Below are 19,426 nucleotides of genomic sequence, written 5' to 3' on the forward strand. Positions count from 1 at the left end.
CACGGTCCAAGGTCCGGGGCTTCGGCGGGCCAGGCTTCGCGCCCGGTCTATTTCACGCGGTTGGGGCAGAGCGCCTTGAACTGATCCAGCGTATAGTCGTAGCCCGAGGCGCCCGAGCCATCCAGCACCACCTTCTCGTCGACGGCGGTGATCCGGTAGTCGGTCGTCACATCGGTGCCCTTGTTGCGGCCCTGGAACAGCATGGCGGCGCCGTAGAAGGTGGTGAACTCGCCGGTCTTGCAGTTGGCGGTGATTTCGAAATGCAGCGGCGCCTTCATTTCCTCATCAATGCACTCCTCGGTGAAATCATGGCCATATTCGCGGCAGTAGAGGCGGGCCTTCCGCCTGTCGTGTCTGGCCAGGATGCTTGCGTGGGTGGAGCCGACGCCCGACTTTTTGACGATGGCAAGCTCCATTCCAACCCGGGCGCCGTAATAGAGCGTCGCGGCGCCGGCGGGAGCGGCCAGCATCACGGCGCAAAGCACAGCCAACAGACGTCGCATCGAAACTCCTCCCTTGGCCGGCAAGGATTGACGCACGGCATCGCTCGGTCAAGCCCCACTGACTGACGCCTCCCGGCCATGTTCCAGGTAAAGTGGACCGCATTTTGCCGCACCTGGCCCAATCGCCTCGGCTCGGGAAACGGATGGTCATTATGAGACGATTGTTTATAACGGTCGCTGAAATCGCGATACCAAGGGGAGACGATGCGCTACATACGTCCGCTTTCAATCGAAGACGCCGTCGGCCAATTGGCCGGATCGGCCGGCCCCGCCGCCATCCTTGCCGGTGGCAGTGACCTCCTGGTGAGGATGAAGGGCGGCTTTGTCGAACCCGAACTGATCATCGACATCAAGTCGATCGCAGGCTTGCGCGATATCAGGGAAACCGCCGATGGCTTCAGCATCGGCGCCGCCGTGCCTTGCGCCGTGCTCGGCGAGAACGCCGGCTTGAAGAAGGCTTGGCCCGGCGTGGTCGAAGCTGCCAAGCTGATCGGTTCGAAGCAGGTGCAGGGACGCTGCACCATTGTCGGAAATCTGTGCAACGCCTCGCCGGCGGCCGACAGCGTTCCGGCGCTGGTGGCGGCGGGCGCCAAGGCCGTGGTCGTCGGCCCGTCGGGCAAGCGCACCATTGCCGTCGAGACGGTGCCGACCGCGCCGGGCCGGACCTCGCTCGCCAAGGGCGAGATCATCGAGGCGATCCTGCTCGGCAAGCCTGCGCCGCGTTCGGCCGATGCGTATCTCAGGTTCATTCCGCGCACCGAGATGGACATCGCCGTGGTCAGCGCCGGCGTCAACCTGACGCTGGACGAGGCAGGCGTCGTGACGGCGGCCCGGGTGGCGATCGGCGCCGCGGCGCCGACCGTGTTGCTGGTGGAAGAAGGGGCCGAGGCCCTGATCGGCCGCAAGCTCGACGAGGCAGCGCTGGAGCGGCTGGCCAAGGTCTGCGCCGGGGCCTGCCGCCCGATCGACGACAAGAGAGGCACAATCGAATTCAGGCGCAAGGTTGCGGGCGTGCTGGCCAGGCGGGCCGCAATGACCGCCTATGCACGTGCAGGAGGCAAATGATGGCTGGCGTAGCGGTTTCAACCACGATCAACGGCGACAATGTCGAATATCTCTGCCAGCCCGACGAGACGCTGCTCGACGTGCTGCGTGACCGGCTGGGACTGACCGGCGCCAAGGAAGGCTGCGGCACGGGCGACTGCGGCGCCTGCAGCGTCATCGTCGACGACCGACTGGTCTGTTCGTGCCTGGTGCTGGGCGCCGAAGCCGAGGGCCGCCGCATCGAGACCGTCGAGGGCATGGCGCATGGCGACCGGCTGCACCCGCTGCAACAGAAGTTCCTGGAACATGCGGCGCTGCAATGCGGCATCTGCACGCCCGGCTTCCTGATCGCGGCCAAGGACCTCTTGGCCAAGAACCCCGACCCGACCGAGGAGGAAATCCGCTTCGGGCTGGCCGGCAATCTCTGCCGCTGCACCGGCTACGACAAGATCGTGCGCGCCGTCCAGGACGCGGCCATCGTTATGAAGGGAGCCTGAGATGAATTTCGATCCGCGTTTTTCGGGGCGTAAATTCGCATCCGTCGGCACGCGCCCGATCCGTCCCGACGGTGTCGACAAGGTGACCGGCCGCGCCCGCTACGGCGCCGACTTCAACATGGCCGGCCAGCTGGTCGGCCGCGTGCTGCGCAGCCCGCACGCCCATGCCAAGATCCGCAAGATCGACACTTCGAAGGCGGAAGCGCTTGCGGGCGTCAAGGCGGTGATCACCGCCGCCGACCTGCCCGACCTCACCGATGGCGATGCCGCCATGTACGACATCCTCGACAATTGCATGGCTCGCACCAAGGCGCTCTATGACGGCCATGCGGTGGCCGCGGTGGCGGCAATCGATGCCCGCACGGCAAGGCAGGCGCTGAAGCTGATCGAGGTCGACTACGAGGTGCTGCCGCATGTCACCGACGTCGACGAGGCGATGGCGCACCACGCGCCGCTGATCAACGACACGATCTTCACCGAAGGGCTTGAGGAAAAGCCGGTCAAGCCGTCCAACGTCACCAAGCGCTCGCAATTCGGCCATGGCGACGTCCATCAGGGTTTTGGGGCAGCCGATTTCATCGTCGAGCGCTCGTTCAAGACCGAGCAGACGCACCAGGGCTATATCGAGCCGCACGCCTGCGTGGCCAATGTCAGCTCCGACGGCACCGCTGATCTCTGGGTCTGCACGCAAGGCCATTTCGTCTACCGCCAGCACTGCGCGCAGTTGCTCGGCATGGAAGCCTCGAAGCTGCGCGTCACCTCGTCCGAGATCGGCGGCGGTTTCGGTGGCAAGACCCATGTCTGGGCCGAGCCGGTGGCGCTCGCTCTGTCGCGCAAGGCCGGACGCCCGGTAAAGCTGGTGATGACCCGCGACGAGGTGTTCCGCGCCTCGGGCCCGACCAGCGCCACCTCGATCGACGTCAAGATCGGCGCGCGCAAGGACGGCACCATCACGGCGGCCGAAGCGACGCTGCGCTACAGCGCCGGCCCCTATGCCGGCTCCTGGGCCGAGATCGGCGCCATGACGGCGTTCGCCTGCTATCGTCTCGATAACGTCAAGACGGTGGGCTACGAAGTGCTGGTCAACCGGCCGAAGACCGCCGCCTATCGCGCCCCCTCGGCGCCGATGGCGGCCTTCGCGGTGGAAAGTGCCGTCGATGAACTCGCCAAGGAGCTCGGCATGGATCCGGTCGAGTTCCGCATCAGGAACGCCGCGCAGGAAGGCACGCGCTCCTCCTACGGCCCGGTCTACGGCCCGATCGGCATCGGCCCGACGCTGGAAGCGGTGAAGAGCCATGCGCACATGAAGGCGCCGCTGAAGGAGAACCAGGGCAGGGGCATGGCCTGCGGCTTCTGGTTCAATTTCGGCGGCCAGACCTGCGTGGACTTGAACATCGGCATGGACGGCTCGGTGTCGCTGGCCGTGGGTACCGTCGATGTGGGTGGTTCGCGCGCGTCGCTGTCGCTGGTGGCGGCGGAGGAGCTCGGCATCGACTATTCCCAGCTCAAGGCGGTGGTCGCCGACACCTCTTCCCTCGGTTACAACGACATGACCGACGGCAGCCGGGGCACTTTCTCGTCCTCGATGGCGACCATCTCGGCCGCCCGCAACGCGATCAAGATCCTGCGCGAGCGCGCCGCGCAGATGTGGGATATCTCGGTCGACGACGTGATCTGGGAGCAGGGCCACGCGGTCGCCAAGGGCGAGAAGCACGGCAATCTCGGCAAGCTGTCGCTGAAGGAGATCGCGGCCAAATCGGGCACCACGGGTGGGCCGATCGCCGGCCATAGCGAGCTCGTCGCCGACGGCGCCGGGGTCTCTTTCGCCACTCATATATGCGACGTCGAGGTCGACCCCGAGACGGGTTCGACCAAGGTGATCCGCTACACGGTGGTGCAGGATGCCGGCAAGGCGGTGCACCCGACCTATGTCGAGGGCCAGTACCAGGGCGGGGCCGCGCAAGGCATCGGCTGGGCGCTCAACGAGGAGTATATTTACGGCAAGGACGGCCGGCTGCAGAACGCCGGCTTCCTCGACTACCGCATCCCGGTGTGCTCCGACCTGCCGATGATCGACACGCAGATCCTTGAAATCCCCAACCCCAACCACCCCTATGGCGTGCGCGGCGTCGGCGAAACCTCGATCGTGCCGCCGCTGGCGGCGATCGCCAACGCGGTGTCGAACGCGGCCGGCGTGCGCATGACCCACATCCCGATGTCGCCGCCGCGCATCCTGGCGGCGATCGAGGCGGAACGGGAAGGCTAAGAGCATGATGCCGAAAAGTGCGAAGCGGTTTTCGGATAACATCATACTCCATCAGGAATAGGGGCAGGCGATGGTCGAAGTCACCCTATGGGGTGCGCTGAGCCAGCTCGCCGGCGGCAAGAGCAAGGTCGAGGTCGAGGCCAAGGATATCAGGGAGCTGTTCAGGAAACTGGCTGAACAGTATCCCGGCTTCGAGCCGTGGATCGATCGCGGGATCGCGGTGGCGATCGACGGGGTGATTTACAGGGACACGTGGGCGAAGAAGCTGCCGCCGGGGGCGGAGATTTTTTTGCTGCCGAGACTGGCTGGTGGGTGAGGGAGAGGATGCGAGGTATAGATGTCACCTTCGCGCCCAATGTCGGTCGTTGAGCAGACCGTAGCCGCATCCGGAAAGCGGAATCCTAGTGAACGGCTACGTTTGCGGTTGCCGGCCGTCCAATCGCGGAACTAGACAAGTTTGCTTGGGGCCGCCCACGACCGGTAGTCGGATTTTCAAGCCAAACCAAAACTGTGGCCCTAGTCGAAGCCAAAGCCCTGCGCCTCTTCCACTCGGGCCGCGTTCGCTCTGCCCGGCTGGATCGCACGTCGGCATCCTCCTAGTGAGCCCAAAGGCGCTTGTATGACTCCAAGCTAATATGCTACCACGGCGTTATGCGCGGACTGCTGGCACTGGGTATGCTGGTATTGGCGGCTACAACACCAGCCGCAGGTGAGCAATTGTTCGAGTCTGTCGCCGCAGGCGACCAGGGCGCCGTGGAGCAAGCCCTGGCAAACGGTGCCGAGGTCGACAGCCGGGCGCGCGACCAGGCAACCCTCCTCATCGCTGCCGCGCTCGACAACCAGCCCGAAATCGCCGAATTCCTGCTGGGCAAGGGCGCCGACGTGATGGCGCGTAACTCGGGCGGCTTTACCCCCCTTCATGCGGCGGCCTTCTCGGGCAGCCTGCCGATCGCCAAGCTGCTGCTGGAAAAAGGCGCGGTGCTCGACGATGCCGTCAATAAGGCGGGCGCTACGCCGTTGTTGGTGGCTGGCGAGGAAAACCACCTGGAATTGGCCGAATTCCTTATTGGGAAAGGTGCCGATGTGAACCATCCCGAGGGGCATGGCTACATGCCGACAACGCGCGCATTCTGGAAGGGCAACACCGATATATTACGACTGTTCAAGCGCCATGGTGCTACCTGCCAGGCCAAGATCCTTGGCGAGGCTAATGCGGCGAAGTGCGCGGAGATCCACGATTAACGGAGGATGCAGATGAGCACGATGATCAAGTCGCGGCTGGTTCGGAATTTGGGGGCGGCTGCCCTGGTCGCGGCAGCTGCGGTCGCCGGCGCGGGATCGGCCTGGGCTGACGGATCGGTAAACACTGGCTATTTCGGCGGGGTGGCGATCATGGGCTACGATACGGTTGCTTACTTCACTGATGGCAAGGCCGTAAAGGGCTCCGAAGAATTCACTTATGAATGGCTGGGAACACCTTGGCATTTCGCCAGCAAGAAACACCAGGAAATGTTCATGAGCGAGCCGGTCAAGTACGCTCCTCAATATGGCGGCTACTGTGCTGGCGAAGTCGTTGGGGGAGGGGTCACGATTAATGTCGATCCGGAAGCGTTCAAGATTATCGACGGTAAGCTCTACCTGGTCTACGACGTCGGCAATGCGGACAGTTTCGCTGCGCGCGCGGATGAAGAAATACCGAAAGCCGACGCTAACTGGCCGAAGGTCGTCGCCAACCTGAAGCTCGATAAGTATCACTGAGACCAAGTCCGCCTACTGGACTACAGTGAAGTGAAACACCTTGCTTGAATTGACAAAGGAATAGCCGTTGACGGCATCGTCGCGGCGTTTGTAGACAGGTCCGCAGTCGGGGCGCCCGAACATATTCTCGCTTAGCTCGCACAACAGGTCGCCATCCAGACGAACAGTCTCGGTGACTAGCCGCGTCGTAGAGCGGAAGGCTGCCTTGCCGTCGCTGCCTATCTGCAGGAAGGCTGGTTGGAGACCGGGCTCAAGCTTGCCTTGCAGCGTATGGCCCAGCACCAACGAGGCGATCTCTTTGCCCTTCAATCGATTCTGCTCGTCGCCGGTAAAGGCAAACGGCCATTCGGGCAAGCCCGCCTGCTGTAACGCGTCGATGATGAGAGCCAAATCCTGCGGACTACGGTACTGGGCACCGTTGAGCCGGTATGCGGACAATGAATCGAACCCCGGTGTCGACATGGCACCCATTCCCTCGGAGACCGCCGCCCTGGCATCCTGAAGGCGGCCGGCGCGAGCGTAGGCGGCACCAAGCGTGATCGTGAAATCTCCGACTGATGGCGCATCGTTGCGGGTGCGTTCGAGCGCCTCGATCGCCTTGTCGTTGCTTCCTTGAATGAGAAAGACCAGACCGGCAATTTGTCGGTTGATGGGTGAAAGGTTGGGATCGAGCCTGAGAGCTGTCTCGACCGCTTCCGCAGCCTCGGCATGATTGCCAGCGAACAGCTGCACGTATCCCAGGGCTATTTGCGTCTCGGCATCGCCGGGGCCAAGTGCTACGGCTCGCTCAACCGAAGCGATGGCTTCCTCGTAGCGGCGATCCACGACCTGCATGATACCAAGAATCGCGTAAGGCGACGAAAGATCTGGGTCGAGTTGCAGCGCACGGCTTGCCTTCTCATAGGCGCGCTTGCGGGCCGGTGCGCTCTGCATGATGTCGTTGAACGATTCGCGCCAGATATAGACCGTCATGCTTGCATCAGCCGCGAAGGCTTCGGCAAAGGCTGGGTCGAGTTGCTCCGCCTTGTCGTAGAGCGTGAGCGCCTCCCGCAGTCCGTTGCGCCGACCGGTCCGTGCTGTCTGCTCTGCACGAAGATAGAAGTCGTATGCTTCAAGGTTTTCGGTCGGCGGACGCGCCATTCGTTCGCTCTCCGCTGCCGAAGCCCGGATGCCAAGGGCCTTGGCGATCTCCCCGCTCATCTCGTCCTGGATGGCAAACACGCCGGCCATGCCACGGTCGAACCGGTTGGCCCATAGATTATCGCCCGTTGCCGCATCGATAAGCTGGGCATTGAGCCGGATCTGATCGCCGGTGCGGCGGACGCTCCCTGTGACGACAAAGCGGACCCCAAGGTCGCGCGCGACGTCTGCCACCGCCGCAGGCTTGTCCTTGTAGGCGAAAACCGAGTTGCGTGCGATNACCCCAAGGTCGCGCGCGACGTCTGCCACCGCCGCAGGCTTGTCCTTGTAGGCGAAAACCGAGTTGCGTGCGATGACGTCCAGACCGGAAAGCTTGGTGAGATCCGTGATCAAGTCTTCGGTTATGCCGTTAACGAAATAGTCCTGGCCTTGATCGCCGTCTAGGTTCGCAAACGGCAGCACGGCGACCGATGGCCGCGACGGCAACGACAACTTCTGCCAGGCGAACATGCCGGCAAGCACGGCAACTACCAGGGCCGCGACGCTCGCCAGGATCAGGATGCGCGAGCGCGGCCAGTGTGGCGCGGCCACGACCTTGCCCGCGGCAGCGGGATCGAGCAACAGCCGATACGCGCGAATCGGATCGGCGATGTTCTTGAGGCGCTGCTCGCCAAGACTGGCAAAGCCGACGTCCACCTTGTGGNTCGGTGATGCCGTCAGCGAAATAGTCCTGGCCCGGATCGCCACCGAGGTTTGCAAACGGCAGCACGGCAACCGATGGCCGCGATGGCACCGACAACTTCTGCCAGCCAAAAATGCCGGCAACCACGGCAATTGCAAAGGCCGCGACGCTCGCCAGGACCATGATGCGCGAGCCCGGCCGGTGTGGCGCGGCCACGACCTTGCCCGCGGCAGCGGGATCTAGCAGCAGCCGATAGGCGCGAATCGGATCGGCGATGTTCTTGAGGCGCTGCTCGCCAAGACTGGCAAAGCCGACGTCCACCTTGTGGACGGCATGATCGAACGCTGTTCCGGAGATGCAGACTCCGCCTGGCTCGGCCATCGCCTCAAGGCGAGCGGCGATGTTTACGCCATCGCCGTATAGGTCATTTTCCTCGACGATGACGTCGCCGAGATTGACCCCGATACGAAACCTGATGTGCCGTGGGCCGGAGGGGCCCTGGTCTCGGGCAGCCATCCGGCGCTGAATCGCTGCGGCGCACTGGACTGCATCGACGACACTCGCGAATTCGACCAGTGCCCCGTCGCCCATGAGTTTGACCATGCGACCGCGGAATTCCTTGATCGAAGGGTCGATCAACTCGCGGCGGCAGCTTTTCAGCCGTTCAAGCGTACCGACCTCATCCTCGCCCATGAGCGTGCTATATCCGACCACGTCGGCAGCAAGGATTGCAGTGAGCCGTCGCTCCATACGCTGGTGTCCCACCTCCAAGGGCAAAAGCTTGGCTTGAGAACGTACTCTAGTACTACTTTGATTGCGAGCATGCTTGGCCCCTTGGGGCAGCGGCAATGCAATCCGTCGGTTTCGTGGCAATTGCCCGGGTGGGGGCAGCTCATTAGCCAAAATGGATGCCGCAGAACGATGCCCGGGGGCCCCCAACGAGATTCGATGTTTGAGGTTAAAGGGTCCGCTTTCGTTTTTTCCCCTCACCAAAAGCGGACTTACTGCTCGCCCTATCCAGCCACACGGGACGCTCTCCCGCACCGCCTACGCCCCAACCGCCCCAGCCATTTGGGCGCGGCCATACGCCAGCGCAGCCACCGCCAAATCCCCCACTGCCAGCCCCCGGAACACAAACGCCGTCGTCTCGCCCGGCCCCTGCCTCCCCGCGAAATCCCCACAAACCAGCCCCGTCAAATCTCCGGCAACCAGCGTCGGGTCGACCATCGGCTTGGCCATATTTCTCTCCTGCTCCAAATCGTCGACGATGATGCGGTCGAAGCGGGGCATTGTCTGGGGCAGCCAGGGCAGGGCCTGGTCGGTCATCACGGCGAAGCTGCCTGGCTTCAGCCAGTTTGCGTCGAGGAAGGGCGAGGGTTTGGGCACCAGGGTCACCGTCGTCACCACCAGGTCGGCGCCTTCGATGGCGGCCCTTGCCGTGTCGCATGGGATTGCTTCCAGTCCCCGCGATTGCGCCATTTGGCACAGCGCGTCGCGGTTGGCGGCGCCGCGGCCAAAGGCGCGGATTTCGCGCAAGGGGAAGAGGTCGGCGAATGTCTCTAAATGTCCACGCGCTTGCACCCCGCAGCCGATGAAGGCGACCGAAGACGCATCGCCGCGCGCCATGCGCTTGGCGGCGACGGCGCTCAAGGCGGCCGTGCGTTTCTCCGTCACCCAATTGCCGTCGACCAGGGCAAGCGGCAGGCCTGTCTCGGCGTCGAGCAGCGTGATCAGCGAATTGAGCGTCGGCAATCCGCGCCCGGCATTGCGCGGGTTGACGACCAGCGATTTCGTGGCCAGCACGGGCGGCGTCGACGCAACGCCCAGCGTCGCCATGATGTAGCGGTCGTCGCCCGGCAGCACCACCGCCTTCGGCGCGCACCAGACCTCGCCGCGCCGCTGGCCTGATATCTGGCGTTCGATCTCGCCGACCATGTCGACTGTCGAGATCGACAGGCGGTCGAGCAGCCGGGAAGACAGATAGGGCAGGGTTTCGGCGGTGTTCATCTTGTCATTTTCCAAGGGGACGAACAGACTACACGAAGCGCGCGGGGCCGAAAGCCTCGCGGCGCCAGCGGCGTCACCGCATGCCTGGTCGGCGAGAACCGCGTCCGGCCGGTGCCGATCTTCCCGGCGGCTCGAGCGGGCAGTCGGTGACCTTGCCTAAACCGCGTTCTTGGGCTGAATGGTGGGACATGCCGCGAGGAGGGCATCGAGATGAGCCAAGACAGTCCACGGCCACTTGCCGAGATCGCCAGCTATCACGCGCATGTCTATTTCGACGGGCAGGCCGAGCGGCAGCGGGCCGAATGGCTGCGGCTGCGCATCGCGGAACGATTCCGCGTGCGCCTGGGCAATTGGCACGACAGACAGATCGGGCCGCACGACAAGGCCATGTACCAGGTCTCCTTCGCGACCGGGATATTCGGCGCGCTGGTTCCATGGCTGATGCTGAACCATGGCGGCCTGAGCATCCTCATCCACCCGAACACGAGCAATCCCAAGCGCGACCATCTGGTCGATCCCATCTGGATCGGCCGGCCACTGGCGGTGCATGGCGACGTGCTTCCAGACGACCATGAGGCGGAAGAGGCGCTGGAACCCAACACCGAGCCGTCCTTGCCGGCGTAGAGCGGCGTCGGTTCCCGCGGGGCATTGCGTGGTGCCGCTGGGTGCTCTTCTATCCCTGTTGCGGCCAGGCGCGTGCTGAAGCCGGGCGGCATCTTCGCGGTCAAGGATTTCGATTCGACCATCCTGCAAATCCTGCCCATGGACCGGGCCCTGCTGGCGGCTTCATGGCCGCCAGGCTGCAGGGTTCGCGACGGGGCGTGCTCGGCACCGATTGCGGTTCCACGCTTCCGGCGCGCCTGCGGCAGGCGGGCCCGGAGGTCGTCAGCCGCAAGGGATGGCTGGTCGAGCGCTGGGCGCCTCGCTTCACGCGCGACTATGTTCGCGACCTGCTGGCCTATTTCGCCAGCGTCGCGCCGGGCTATGCCCTGCCTGACGCCGACCAGGCCTATTGGCGGGAGCTGAAGCAGCGGCCGGATCGGCTGCTCGACGACCGATGCCCCGGCGGCTGCGCGATGCCGCGGGCAAACTCGCTTCCGAGATCCAGGCCAAGCCAAGCCGCATTCGCCAGTCATCCACTCAAATGGCCGGCTTTCGATCGAATTTCTTTGCAACCCGTTAATGCGGCCATGCGTCAATAAGCATCTGCTAATTAGCTGATGGCGTGGGGTACGCAATGACCAAGAATCTTGGCAATGGACGCTATGTGCCGCCCAAGGACACAAGCGTCTCCTTCTTCGGCAAGGTCGCGCCGGCGCTGTTTCCGCTCGTCGCGGCGGCGCTGGGCTACATGATCGGACGGCAATTCCTCGGCCTGTAGGCGCAATTCCAGGAAAAGTGCGCAGCGCTTCCCCTGGGGAGTTGCGTATTCCCGTAAGGCCGACAGGCATCAAGCCCCAGTCTCGGCTGCCGCCTCCTCGGCGGCGGCTTCGGTTCGCCGGACGCGGTCGCTGGCCAGAAGCACGACCGGGCAGGCGACGGCGGCCAGCACCGCGCTCGCCGTGTCGCCGAAGAACAGCTCGTCGCCCGGCCGTTGCGTGACGCCCATCACCACCATGGCGGCGCCCTTGGCGGCCTCCCTGGCGATCGCCTTGTCGGGCGTGGCGCGCGTCCTGATCGCGGTTTCGACGGCGACGCCATAGCGGTCGGCGAGATCGGCGACATCCTTGAGCACGGCCTCCTCGCGGCGGTGCGAAACCGAGCTTGGCCGGCTGCCCTTGCGGGCCTGCGAGACATAAAGGACTTTTACGCGCGCCCGGTGCGGCCGCGCCAAGGCGAGCGCGAAATCGGCCGCGCGCCGGGCTACCTCGGTGCCGTTGACGGGAACCAGAATGGTCGCGCCGGCGCGCAGCATCGGCATCTTGCCATCAGCGTTGGCGCCATTCAGCACCAGGCAGAGCGGGCCGTCGAAGCCGCTGGTGATGGCGTTCAGCGTGCCGCTGAAGGTGCCTTCGGCCAGCGCGTTGTCCAGCCCGACCAGCAGCAGGCCGTAGCCCTTGCGGGCTTCCGCCGCGATCGTCTCGGTGGTGGCTTCAAGCTCGGTGCGAGCCGTGAGGTGGACCTTGTCGACGGGTGTATCCTCGGCCTTCCTGACAGCCCTGGCGCTTCTGGCCGCGCCCCTCTTGACCTGCTTGGAGGCCCGCTCGGGACCTTTGTCGCGGGCAGGGCCGGGCAGTTTGCCATCCTTGAGGTGGAGCAGCGTGGTCGGCATGCCGCTGCCGCCGCCGACGAGGCCGGCGAGATAGGCGGTGAATTTTCCGACCGGGCTGTCGTCGACGAGCAGCAGCAACCGCTCCAGCTTGGAGACGAAGCCACGCTCGTCGAGCAGTTCGCGGTCGACGCGCTGCTTTTCGGTGTCGCCGACCGGCAGTCGGCCGAGCGCCCAGCGCAGCATCGGCGGCATGGCCAGCGTGGTGATGACGGCCATGGTGACGATCATGGTGAATAGATTGTGGGAGAGGATGTTCATCGACAGGCCGATCGAAGCGACGATAACCTCGGTCGAGCCGCGCGCGTTCATGGCGCTGCCGACGGCGGTAGACTCCTTCAGAGACATGCCGGCCAGTCGGCCGCCGAGAAAGGCGCCCGAGAACTTGCCGATGCTGGCGATCAGCACCAACGCCAACGTCAGCAGCGCCAGCGTCGGGTCGGTAAGCACGGTAAGGTCCGCGGACAGGCCGGCCATGCCGAAGAACACCGGCATGAACAGCGCCGTGATGACGCCGCGCAACTGGCCCTCGATGTGATCTGACAGGATCGGCGATTCCCCGACCAATATGCCCGCGACGAAGGCGCCGAGCACGGTGTGCACGCCGATCAGATTGGTGATCAGGGCCATCACGCCCATGATGATGAGAATGACCGATATGACGGCGTATTCGCTCCGGAAAGAGTCGTTGCTCCAGCGGATCAGGGTGAAGACCAGACGGCGGCCGATGGTGAAGGAGAACACCATGAACAGCGCCACTTCGGCCACCGTGGTGATGAGCGGCAGCACCTGCAGGCTGCCATTGGTGGCGATGCCGAAAGTGACGGCGATGATCAGCCAGCCGATCGTGTCCTCGATGATTGCCGAGGAGACGATGACCTGGCCGAGATTGCGGCGCATGAAATTCATTTCGCGCACCACCATGGCGACGATTTTCACCGAGGAGATCGACAGCGCCGTGCCGAGGAACAGCCCGGCGACGATGCGCTCGCTCGGCTCGGGCAGAAGCGAATCCGGCAAGACCCGCGCCAGCGCGAAACCGCAGGCAAAAGGCAGGACTACGCCGGTGATCGAGATCGAAAAACAGGCCGCGCCCACCCGCCGCACGAGGCGCAAATCCGTCTCCATGCCGGTGAGCAGCAGGAGCAGCAGAATGCCAAGCTGCGAGACGGCATCGATCATGCCTTTCTGCGCCGGATCGGTGGAAAAGATCAGATGCTGGGCGCTTGGCCAGAGCCAGCCGAACAGCGACGGCCCGAGCAGGATGCCGCCGATCAGCTGGCCCATGATCGCCGGCTGCCCGAAGCGCTGGAAGATCTCGCCAAGGCCACGGCCGACCAGAAGCAGGAGCACGATCTCGGCGACGAACAGCCCTTCCGCCGAGCCGCCCATGCCCGAGGCGTGGCCGGCAGGCTGCGCGGCCAGCGCCTGGCTCGCCGGGGCGAGGGCGACAATTGCCAGCGAGAGGGCGGTGGCCAGCGAAAGGGCGGCCGCGGGGCCGTGCGACCTTGTTGCCAGTGGGTGGATCATGGGTCCCTTCAAGACGCCGCCGCGGACTGACCATCACAACGCGCGGCTGGGGTTTGCGTTGCAGCCATCCGTCACGAGGTGTTGGCTCGGCATCGAGTTCAGAATATCGAGCTCAGACGTGAACGTCGCCGAAGGAGAGTTCGCCGTCGTCGCCCGCTGTCAGGAAGGCGGCTGCCAGCAGTCCGGCATAGAGGAGGGCAACCGCGGTGACGATGACAACGCCCGCAATGGGGCCGAGCGCCGCGGCGCCGACAGCCTCGCGCATCGTGCCGACAAAGCCGACCGGCACGCCTTGGTCGATCAGGCTCGGGGTCGACAGTTTGAGGATCCAGGCGAGCAGCAGGATCAGCATCATGTGCAGGTAGTTGCGGCGCAAACGGCGCGCCAGGGCCACGCGCTGCGAGACCAGGAATTTTGGCGTGCGCAGGCTCTCACCGAGGATCAGCAGCCAGTCGGAGGCAAAGTCGGGCTGCGGCGAGAAGATCTGCGCGAAATAATGGCGCTCGAACTGGCGCACGCGGGCGCGGTAGACATCGAAGAAGCGGTAGCGACGCGCCTCGATCCACAACAAGAGCAGCACCAGCAGCATGGCGAACAGCAGCACGCCGTGATGGGCGCTGGCCGTCGACAGCGACACCGACAGCATCGCCGCGACAACGGTGATCGCCCAATTGCTGGTGCGGTCGAGGCGGTCGCGCCAGCCCGCCATGCGGGCGATCTCGGCGCGATGGAAATGGGACATCACTGTGACCAGCTCGCCTGGCGAAAGCGGCCTGCCGACGGGCGTTGCCGGCGCATCGTTCATGACTTCCTCCCGGCCGACAACGCTTATGAGGCAATGTCGTTCCGAAGCGCTTGCTTACGGCCGCTTCGCGCCAGCGTAGACCCCATCGCGGTGTTCCGTGACGCGTTGATCGACGGGCTGAAGGTGCCGATGGCGCTGGTGTCATAGGCGTGAGGGACGCTGAACGTCGCCAGAGTCTTGTTGAATCCGATCAAGCTGCCGCGCGGGATGGCTCAGATGCGGATTCCAAGTCTCGAACGGCTCTGGCTCTTGAGAATCCCCGCGCCTTCGGCAACATGGCTGCCATGGCCAAGGCACGACAATGAGCAAGCCGATTTCCGCCGCACCGCGCAAATCAGCGCCACAAAAGGCGCCGATGGCGCTAACCGAGGCGCTGGTGGCACGCACCTTGCGCGCAGTGGAGGATGCCGGGCCGGTGCCGGGCATGATCCCGATGACCGATGACGACTATGCGCGTTTTCGCGACGAGATCCTGGCCTCGGCGCCGCCCGGGGCGCTGAAGCTGTTCGCCTATGGCTCGCTATTGTGGAAGCCGGCGGGCGAGGTGAGGGGCGGTGAGCGGGCGGTGGCGCGGGGCTGGCACCGGTCGTTCTGCTTCACGGTGCAGCGCTTTCGCGGCACGCTCGATCAGCCCGGCCTGATGATGGCGCTCGACCGTGGCGGTCAGTGCCAGGGGATGGTTTTCGAGATCGCCGATCCGGTAGCCGCCAATCTGGAAGCGCTGCTGCGCCGCGAAATGACCATCCTGCCCGCCGTCAACGTGCCGCGTTGGCTGCGGGTCAGCACCGAAAGCGGGCCGTGCCTGGCGCTCGGCTTCGTCGTCGATCCCGCCAACCCGCGCTATGCCGGCAAACTGGACAAGCCAGCGGTCGCCGCGACGCTGGCGAACGCCGTCGGCCATTGGGGCTCGGGCGCGCAGTATCTGTTCGAGACCATCCGCCATCTCGACGCCTGCGGCATCCGCGATCGCAATCTGTGGCAATTGCAGGAACTGGTGGCGCGGGAGATCGGGCGTAGCCACGTCCCCATCTAGCCACCACCGTATCAGGACGCTCCAAATCTTCCACTTGACGAACACATATCCCTGTGGTTATACGTTAACCAATAGCCAACGGGTTATCGATTAGCGATGCCAGACGCTCATGACATGCTCTTCAGGACGCTCGCGGACCCGACACGGCGGGCGATCTTCGAGCGGCTGTGCCGCCAGGGAGAGCAGACGGTGGGGGCGCTGACCAGTCAGTCCGGTGTCTCGCAACCGGCGGTGTCGAAGCATCTCGGCGTGCTGAAGCAGGCCGGGCTGGTGCGCGACCGCCATGAAGGCCGCCAGACGCATTACAGCGCCCAGCTTGCCGCGCTGGCGCCGCTGATGGACTGGACACGCCACATGGCCGGGTTCTGGGAAAGCCGGTTCGACGACCTCGAGGATTTGCTCAGAAGGATGGACCAGTGAACGAGAGTGCCCAGGAGACCCGCACTGTCGTCGTCGAGCGGGAAATCTCCCATCCTCCCGAAAAACTCTGGCGCGCGTTGACGCAACCGCATCTGATCGAGGAGTGGCTGATGAAGAACGATTTCAAACCCGCCGTCGGCCATCGCTTCAACATCAGCGCCGACTGGGGCGGCGTGCTGGACTGCGAGGTGCTTGCCGTCGAGCCGCACAAGAGGTTGTCCTACAGCTGGAACCTCGCGCATCAGGATCCAGCGTTCGATCTCAGGAGCGTGGTGACTTTCACGCTCACCCCAACGCCAACGGGAACCCATCTGCGCATGGAGCAGGCCGGTTTCCGGCCCGACCAGAAGCGCGCCTATGGCGGCGCCAAGGTGGGTTGGCCGCAATTCCTGGAAAAGCTGGAAGAGCTTCTGGCGCGGACGGACTGAGGCCTCGAACTGAAAGCCATGCAGAAATAGCAAAGGGCGGGTTCTCCGCCGGCAAAACCATGGAGAAAAAGCGATGAAGATCAAACTGACCAGCATCTATGTCGACGATCAGGAAAAGGCGCTTGCCTTCTACACCGGCGTGCTGGGCTTCACCAAAAAAGCCGATTTCAGCAATGGGCCGTTCCGTTGGCTGACGGTCGTCTCGGCCGAAGAGCCCGAAGGGACCGAATTGCAGCTGGCACTGAATGACAACCCGGCGGCCAAGGCCTACCAGCAGGCGATCTTCAAGCAGGGCCAGCCGGCGCTGATGCTCTTCACCGACGACATCAAGGGCGACCATGAGCGCATCAAGGCGAATGGCGGTGCCTTTGCCATGGCGCCTACCGACGTGACCGGCTCGACCATCGCCAAGCTCAACGATGGCTGCGGCAATCTCATCCAGATCACGCAGCTGGCGCGCTGGTAGCGCCCAGCTGGTTTCATGCATTTTTCAAGGGAGGTAACATTGAACTGGAGCAAATGGATCAGGCAAGCGCATCGCTGGCTGTCGATCATCTTTACAGCGACCGTCGTCGCCAATTTCGTCACCATGGCGTTTGGACAGCCGCCGGCCTGGGTGGTTTATTCGCCACTGCCGCCGCTCTTCCTTATGCTGTTCAGCGGCCTCTATATGTTCGTGCTGCCCTATGTTTCCAGGGGACGCAGCGTGCAGCGGGCCAATGGATAGGAGGAAAGCGCATGGCCAAGTCGACCCCGGCCAAGGCTGAGCCGAAGCTGCTTTCCGGCGGCAATCCGCGGATCGCCAAGGGGTATGGCGACGCCCCGGTGCAGGCCTATATCGCGGCGATGCCAGGCAGGAAGCGCGAGATGGGCGGGCGGCTCGACGCGCTCATCGAGCGCGCCGTACCCGGCGTGAACAAAACGGTGAAATGGAACTCGCCTTTCTACGGCGTCGAGGGGAAAGGCTGGTTCCTCAGCTTCCATTGCTTCACCAGATACATCAAGGTGGCCTTCTTTCGCGGCATGTCGCTCGATCCGGTGCCGCCAGGCCAATCCAGGAGCCAGGATACGCGCTACCTCAACATTCATGAGGACGACGCGTTCGACGAGGCGCAGTTCAGCGCCTGGGTGAAGCAGGCCAGCCACTTGCCTGGCGAACGCATGTAAGCGCTCTATTTTTCAGTTCGAAGGAGAACCACAATGACGACCACCGAGGACAGCAAATCTCCCTCCGAGCTGATCGACGGCAGGATCAAGGAATTGGGCGACTGGCGAGGCGAGATGCTTGCCCGGCTGCGCGCGCTGATTCATCAAGCCGATCCCGACGTGGTCGAGACGTGGAAATGGCGCGGCGTGCCGGTATGGGAGGATGCCGGCATGATCTGCACCGGCGAGACCTACAAGGCCGTCGTCAAGCTGACCTTCGCCAAGGGCGCAGCGCTGCCCGATCCCTCGCGCCTGTTCAATTCCAGCCTCGAAGGCAACACACGGCGCGCCATCGATTTCCAGAAAGGCGAGGAGGTCGACGAGGAGGCCTTCAAGGCGCTGGTACGCGCGGCGGTGGCTTTAAACAAATCCAAGTCCCGAAAGTAATCGTTCATTGCGCATAGAGGTCACGGTCGGCGCTGCCCCTCACTGTCCTGCGGGACATCTCTCCCCGTGAACGGGGCGAGAGGGCTACCGCGAGGCCGATGCTGTTTCCGCAACGCCGGCGATTGGCGAAATTGGCGACAACGGCGTCCCTCGCCCCGTTTACGGGGAGAGGATGCCGGCAGGCAGGTGAGGGGCGGCGCTGAAGGCAGATGATTGCAACGACTTCAACACGGCGGCCCGCGGACGCTGCCAGCCTCACCGCAAAAACAGCCGCGTTTACGATCTGGGAAGCTTGATGGTGCTAGATCGCGGGATGATGGCTGGCCAGCCGGGCCGGCCGGTTTGGATTCGCCGCCATGAACAGCAGCCCGATGCGCATGCCGTGGGTGGACACGGCCAAAGGCCTCTCGATCATCCTCGTGGTCATGATGTACTCGGCCTACAACACCGGCGAGTATACGGGTGGCGTCGGCTTTCTCCACTATGTCATCGGCTTCGCGACGCCGTTTCGGATGCCGGAATTCTTCCTGATCTCGGGGCTGTTCCTGTCGCAGGTGATCGACCGGCCGTGGCGGCGCTATATCGACCGGCGCGTCGTTCACTACCTCTATTTCTACGTGCTGTGGGCGATCATCTCGATCGGGCTGAAGATCGGCATCTTCAGCCGGGATCCCGCCGGCATGCTGCACGACCTCGCAATGGCCGTCGTCCAGCCCTATGGCGTCCTGTGGTTCATCTACATGCTGGCGGTGTTCGGCCTCGTGGCGAAACTGCTGCGGCAGTTTGCCGTGCCCGCCTGGATCGTCATCCCGATCGCGGCCGGCCTGCAGATGTGGGCGCCGCATCCCGACAGCTACGCGGTCGAACAATTCGCGGCCTATTTCGTCTATTTCTACGTCGGCTTCGTCATGGCGCCGCTGGCATTTCGGCTCGTCGAATGGACGCAACCCCGCCCGGCGGTGGCTGTCGCCGGGCTCGTCCTGTGGGCTGTCGTCAATGGCCTGCTGGTCTATTCGCCGGGCTATGCCATGCAGCCGGTCGGCATGCAGATGGGGCTGGCGGCATGGCCGCCGCTGCATCTCGTCCTGGCCGTCGCCGGTGCCGTGGCGCTTTGCGTGCTTGGCGGTGTCCTGTCGAAATTTCCCGCCATGGAATGGCTGCGCTGGCTGGGTGAACATTCGCTGGTCGTCTATGTCGCCTTCACCATCCCGATGTCGCTTTTTCGCGGCGCGGCGCTGGCAAGCGGCCTGCTGACCGACACGGGCATGCTCAGCCTGGCGGTGCTGCTGGTTTCGATCGTCAGCCCCGTCGTGCTTTACTTCATTGTCCAGCGCATCGGCTTCGGCATGTTCTTGTTCGAGCGGCCGGCCTGGGCGCATATCGACGGCAGCGCCGCGATAGCGGCGCCGAAAAAGCCGCTGTCCGCCGCCGCCCAGTCAAGCGGGACATAA

Annotated in this window: 22 protein-coding genes and 1 pseudogene; 17 read left to right on the top strand and 6 right to left on the bottom strand. The window is 64.1% G+C overall.

Annotation, left to right across the window (positions count from 1 at the left end; genetic code table 11):
- Positions 1-47: 47 nt before the first annotated feature.
- Positions 48-503, bottom strand: coding sequence for a hypothetical protein (locus X739_RS154685; protein WP_023794435.1), 456 nt, complete (start codon positions 501-503; stop codon positions 48-50).
- A 204-nt stretch (positions 504-707) separates the two neighbouring features.
- On the opposite strand from X739_RS154685, the gene X739_RS154680 reads away from it, so the two are divergent.
- From X739_RS154680 to X739_RS154655, 6 genes are all read left to right on the top strand, one after another.
- Positions 708-1,568, top strand: coding sequence for a xanthine dehydrogenase family protein subunit M (locus X739_RS154680; RefSeq protein WP_015316740.1), 861 nt, complete (start codon positions 708-710; stop codon positions 1,566-1,568).
- Positions 1,568-2,044 (top strand): (2Fe-2S)-binding protein, encoded by a 477-nt coding sequence (locus X739_RS154675; RefSeq protein ID WP_015316741.1) that lies wholly within the window; start codon positions 1,568-1,570, stop codon positions 2,042-2,044. The genes X739_RS154680 and X739_RS154675 overlap by 1 nt, the downstream gene beginning before the upstream one ends.
- 1 nt (position 2,045) lies before the next feature.
- On the top strand, positions 2,046-4,310 hold the full coding sequence (locus X739_RS154670) for a xanthine dehydrogenase family protein molybdopterin-binding subunit (RefSeq protein WP_023794438.1): 2,265 nt from the start codon (positions 2,046-2,048) through the stop codon (positions 4,308-4,310).
- Positions 4,311-4,380: 70 nt separating this feature from the next.
- Entirely contained in the window at positions 4,381-4,626 is a 246-nt protein-coding gene (locus X739_RS154665) for a MoaD/ThiS family protein (RefSeq protein ID WP_023773600.1), read from the top strand.
- Between the two features lie 335 nt (positions 4,627-4,961).
- Entirely contained in the window at positions 4,962-5,552 is a 591-nt protein-coding gene (locus X739_RS154660; protein ID WP_023794440.1) for an ankyrin repeat domain-containing protein, read from the top strand.
- Positions 5,553-5,564: 12 nt separating this feature from the next.
- Entirely contained in the window at positions 5,565-6,068 is a 504-nt protein-coding gene (locus X739_RS154655; RefSeq protein WP_023784889.1) for a YHS domain-containing (seleno)protein, read from the top strand.
- Positions 6,069-6,080: 12 nt separating this feature from the next.
- Here the strand turns inward: X739_RS154655 and X739_RS0134160 are convergent, their stop codons facing one another.
- The 3 genes and pseudogenes from X739_RS0134160 to X739_RS154650 form a co-directional block, all read right to left on the bottom strand.
- A complete protein-coding gene (locus X739_RS0134160; protein ID WP_245273821.1) occupies positions 6,081-7,730 on the bottom strand; it encodes a tetratricopeptide repeat protein in 1,650 nt (549 codons plus the stop codon).
- A 184-nt stretch (positions 7,731-7,914) separates the two neighbouring features.
- Positions 7,915-8,640 (bottom strand): annotated as a pseudogene (locus X739_RS1000000169260) (adenylate/guanylate cyclase domain-containing protein); the annotation flags it as partial.
- Positions 8,641-8,937: 297 nt separating this feature from the next.
- Complete coding sequence (locus X739_RS154650) at positions 8,938-9,897, bottom strand: ornithine cyclodeaminase family protein (protein ID WP_023794443.1); 960 nt, start codon at positions 9,895-9,897, stop codon at positions 8,938-8,940.
- A 210-nt stretch (positions 9,898-10,107) separates the two neighbouring features.
- Between X739_RS154650 and X739_RS154645 the strand changes: the two genes are divergently transcribed.
- The 3 genes from X739_RS154645 (at position 10,108) to X739_RS1000000169935 (ending at position 11,278) form a co-directional block, all read left to right on the top strand.
- Positions 10,108-10,521, top strand: a complete 414-nt coding sequence (locus tag X739_RS154645) for a DOPA 4,5-dioxygenase family protein (protein WP_023773605.1) — start codon at positions 10,108-10,110, stop codon at positions 10,519-10,521.
- Between the two features lie 164 nt (positions 10,522-10,685).
- Positions 10,686-11,099, top strand: a complete 414-nt coding sequence (locus tag X739_RS1000000170415; RefSeq protein ID WP_023773606.1) for a hypothetical protein — start codon at positions 10,686-10,688, stop codon at positions 11,097-11,099.
- Positions 11,100-11,134: 35 nt separating this feature from the next.
- Positions 11,135-11,278 carry a hypothetical protein gene (locus X739_RS1000000169935; protein WP_023773607.1) on the top strand — a complete coding sequence of 48 codons (144 nt, stop codon included), beginning with the start codon at positions 11,135-11,137 and terminating at the stop codon, positions 11,276-11,278.
- Positions 11,279-11,347: 69 nt separating this feature from the next.
- Here X739_RS1000000169935 and X739_RS154640 read toward each other — a convergent pair whose 3' ends face one another.
- A complete protein-coding gene (locus X739_RS154640) occupies positions 11,348-13,696 on the bottom strand; it encodes a cation:proton antiporter (protein WP_023794446.1) in 2,349 nt (782 codons plus the stop codon).
- A 112-nt stretch (positions 13,697-13,808) separates the two neighbouring features.
- Positions 13,809-14,501, bottom strand: coding sequence for a DUF2270 domain-containing protein (locus X739_RS154635; RefSeq protein ID WP_023773609.1), 693 nt, complete (start codon positions 14,499-14,501; stop codon positions 13,809-13,811).
- Positions 14,502-14,802: 301 nt separating this feature from the next.
- On the opposite strand from X739_RS154635, the gene X739_RS154630 reads away from it, so the two are divergent.
- The 8 genes from X739_RS154630 to X739_RS154595 all read left to right on the top strand — a co-directional run bounded on the left by X739_RS154630 (position 14,803) and on the right by X739_RS154595 (position 19,426).
- Positions 14,803-15,534 (top strand): gamma-glutamylcyclotransferase, encoded by a 732-nt coding sequence (locus X739_RS154630; RefSeq protein ID WP_023794449.1) that lies wholly within the window; start codon positions 14,803-14,805, stop codon positions 15,532-15,534.
- A 96-nt stretch (positions 15,535-15,630) separates the two neighbouring features.
- Positions 15,631-15,954, top strand: coding sequence for a metalloregulator ArsR/SmtB family transcription factor (locus X739_RS154625; protein WP_023794451.1), 324 nt, complete (start codon positions 15,631-15,633; stop codon positions 15,952-15,954).
- The gene (locus tag X739_RS154620) at positions 15,951-16,382 is read left to right on the top strand and encodes an SRPBCC domain-containing protein (protein ID WP_023794453.1); all 432 of its coding nucleotides are present in this window, start codon (positions 15,951-15,953) and stop codon (positions 16,380-16,382) included. The genes X739_RS154625 and X739_RS154620 overlap by 4 nt, the downstream gene beginning before the upstream one ends.
- 73 nt (positions 16,383-16,455) lie before the next feature.
- Entirely contained in the window at positions 16,456-16,848 is a 393-nt protein-coding gene (locus tag X739_RS154615) for a VOC family protein (protein WP_023794455.1), read from the top strand.
- A gap of 39 nt (positions 16,849-16,887) precedes the next feature.
- Complete coding sequence (locus X739_RS154610; RefSeq protein WP_023773614.1) at positions 16,888-17,109, top strand: hypothetical protein; 222 nt, start codon at positions 16,888-16,890, stop codon at positions 17,107-17,109.
- An 11-nt stretch (positions 17,110-17,120) separates the two neighbouring features.
- Positions 17,121-17,549: a DUF1801 domain-containing protein gene (locus X739_RS154605; RefSeq protein ID WP_023773615.1), complete on the top strand. Its 429-nt coding sequence runs from the start codon at positions 17,121-17,123 to the stop codon at positions 17,547-17,549.
- A 33-nt stretch (positions 17,550-17,582) separates the two neighbouring features.
- A complete protein-coding gene (locus X739_RS154600) occupies positions 17,583-17,975 on the top strand; it encodes a DUF1801 domain-containing protein (RefSeq protein ID WP_023773616.1) in 393 nt (130 codons plus the stop codon).
- A 356-nt stretch (positions 17,976-18,331) separates the two neighbouring features.
- A complete protein-coding gene (locus tag X739_RS154595; protein WP_023794459.1) occupies positions 18,332-19,426 on the top strand; it encodes an acyltransferase family protein in 1,095 nt (364 codons plus the stop codon).

The organism is Mesorhizobium sp. LNHC209A00, assembly GCF_000502915.1.
Taxonomy (GTDB): domain Bacteria; phylum Pseudomonadota; class Alphaproteobacteria; order Rhizobiales; family Rhizobiaceae; genus Mesorhizobium.

What these genes read in the sequence shown, in the direction of transcription:
- X739_RS154685 (WP_023794435.1), bottom strand. Translation starts at nt 503, where the DNA reads ATGCGACGTCTGTTGGCTGTGCTTTGCGCCGTGATGCTGGCCGCTCCC.
- X739_RS154680 (WP_015316740.1), top strand. Translation starts at nt 708, where the DNA reads ATGCGCTACATACGTCCGCTTTCAATCGAAGACGCCGTCGGCCAATTG.
- X739_RS154675 (WP_015316741.1), top strand. Translation starts at nt 1,568, where the DNA reads ATGGCTGGCGTAGCGGTTTCAACCACGATCAACGGCGACAATGTCGAA.
- X739_RS154670 (WP_023794438.1), top strand. Translation starts at nt 2,046, where the DNA reads ATGAATTTCGATCCGCGTTTTTCGGGGCGTAAATTCGCATCCGTCGGC.
- X739_RS154665 (WP_023773600.1), top strand. Translation starts at nt 4,381, where the DNA reads ATGGTCGAAGTCACCCTATGGGGTGCGCTGAGCCAGCTCGCCGGCGGC.
- X739_RS154660 (WP_023794440.1), top strand. Translation starts at nt 4,962, where the DNA reads ATGCGCGGACTGCTGGCACTGGGTATGCTGGTATTGGCGGCTACAACA.
- X739_RS154655 (WP_023784889.1), top strand. Translation starts at nt 5,565, where the DNA reads ATGAGCACGATGATCAAGTCGCGGCTGGTTCGGAATTTGGGGGCGGCT.
- X739_RS154650 (WP_023794443.1), bottom strand. Translation starts at nt 9,897, where the DNA reads ATGAACACCGCCGAAACCCTGCCCTATCTGTCTTCCCGGCTGCTCGAC.
- X739_RS154645 (WP_023773605.1), top strand. Translation starts at nt 10,108, where the DNA reads ATGAGCCAAGACAGTCCACGGCCACTTGCCGAGATCGCCAGCTATCAC.
- X739_RS1000000170415 (WP_023773606.1), top strand. Translation starts at nt 10,686, where the DNA reads ATGGCCGCCAGGCTGCAGGGTTCGCGACGGGGCGTGCTCGGCACCGAT.
- X739_RS1000000169935 (WP_023773607.1), top strand. Translation starts at nt 11,135, where the DNA reads ATGACCAAGAATCTTGGCAATGGACGCTATGTGCCGCCCAAGGACACA.
- X739_RS154640 (WP_023794446.1), bottom strand. Translation starts at nt 13,696, where the DNA reads ATGATCCACCCACTGGCAACAAGGTCGCACGGCCCCGCGGCCGCCCTT.
- X739_RS154635 (WP_023773609.1), bottom strand. Translation starts at nt 14,501, where the DNA reads ATGAACGATGCGCCGGCAACGCCCGTCGGCAGGCCGCTTTCGCCAGGC.
- X739_RS154630 (WP_023794449.1), top strand. Translation starts at nt 14,803, where the DNA reads ATGAGCAAGCCGATTTCCGCCGCACCGCGCAAATCAGCGCCACAAAAG.
- X739_RS154625 (WP_023794451.1), top strand. Translation starts at nt 15,631, where the DNA reads ATGCCAGACGCTCATGACATGCTCTTCAGGACGCTCGCGGACCCGACA.
- X739_RS154615 (WP_023794455.1), top strand. Translation starts at nt 16,456, where the DNA reads ATGAAGATCAAACTGACCAGCATCTATGTCGACGATCAGGAAAAGGCG.
- X739_RS154605 (WP_023773615.1), top strand. Translation starts at nt 17,121, where the DNA reads ATGGCCAAGTCGACCCCGGCCAAGGCTGAGCCGAAGCTGCTTTCCGGC.
- X739_RS154600 (WP_023773616.1), top strand. Translation starts at nt 17,583, where the DNA reads ATGACGACCACCGAGGACAGCAAATCTCCCTCCGAGCTGATCGACGGC.
- X739_RS154595 (WP_023794459.1), top strand. Translation starts at nt 18,332, where the DNA reads ATGAACAGCAGCCCGATGCGCATGCCGTGGGTGGACACGGCCAAAGGC.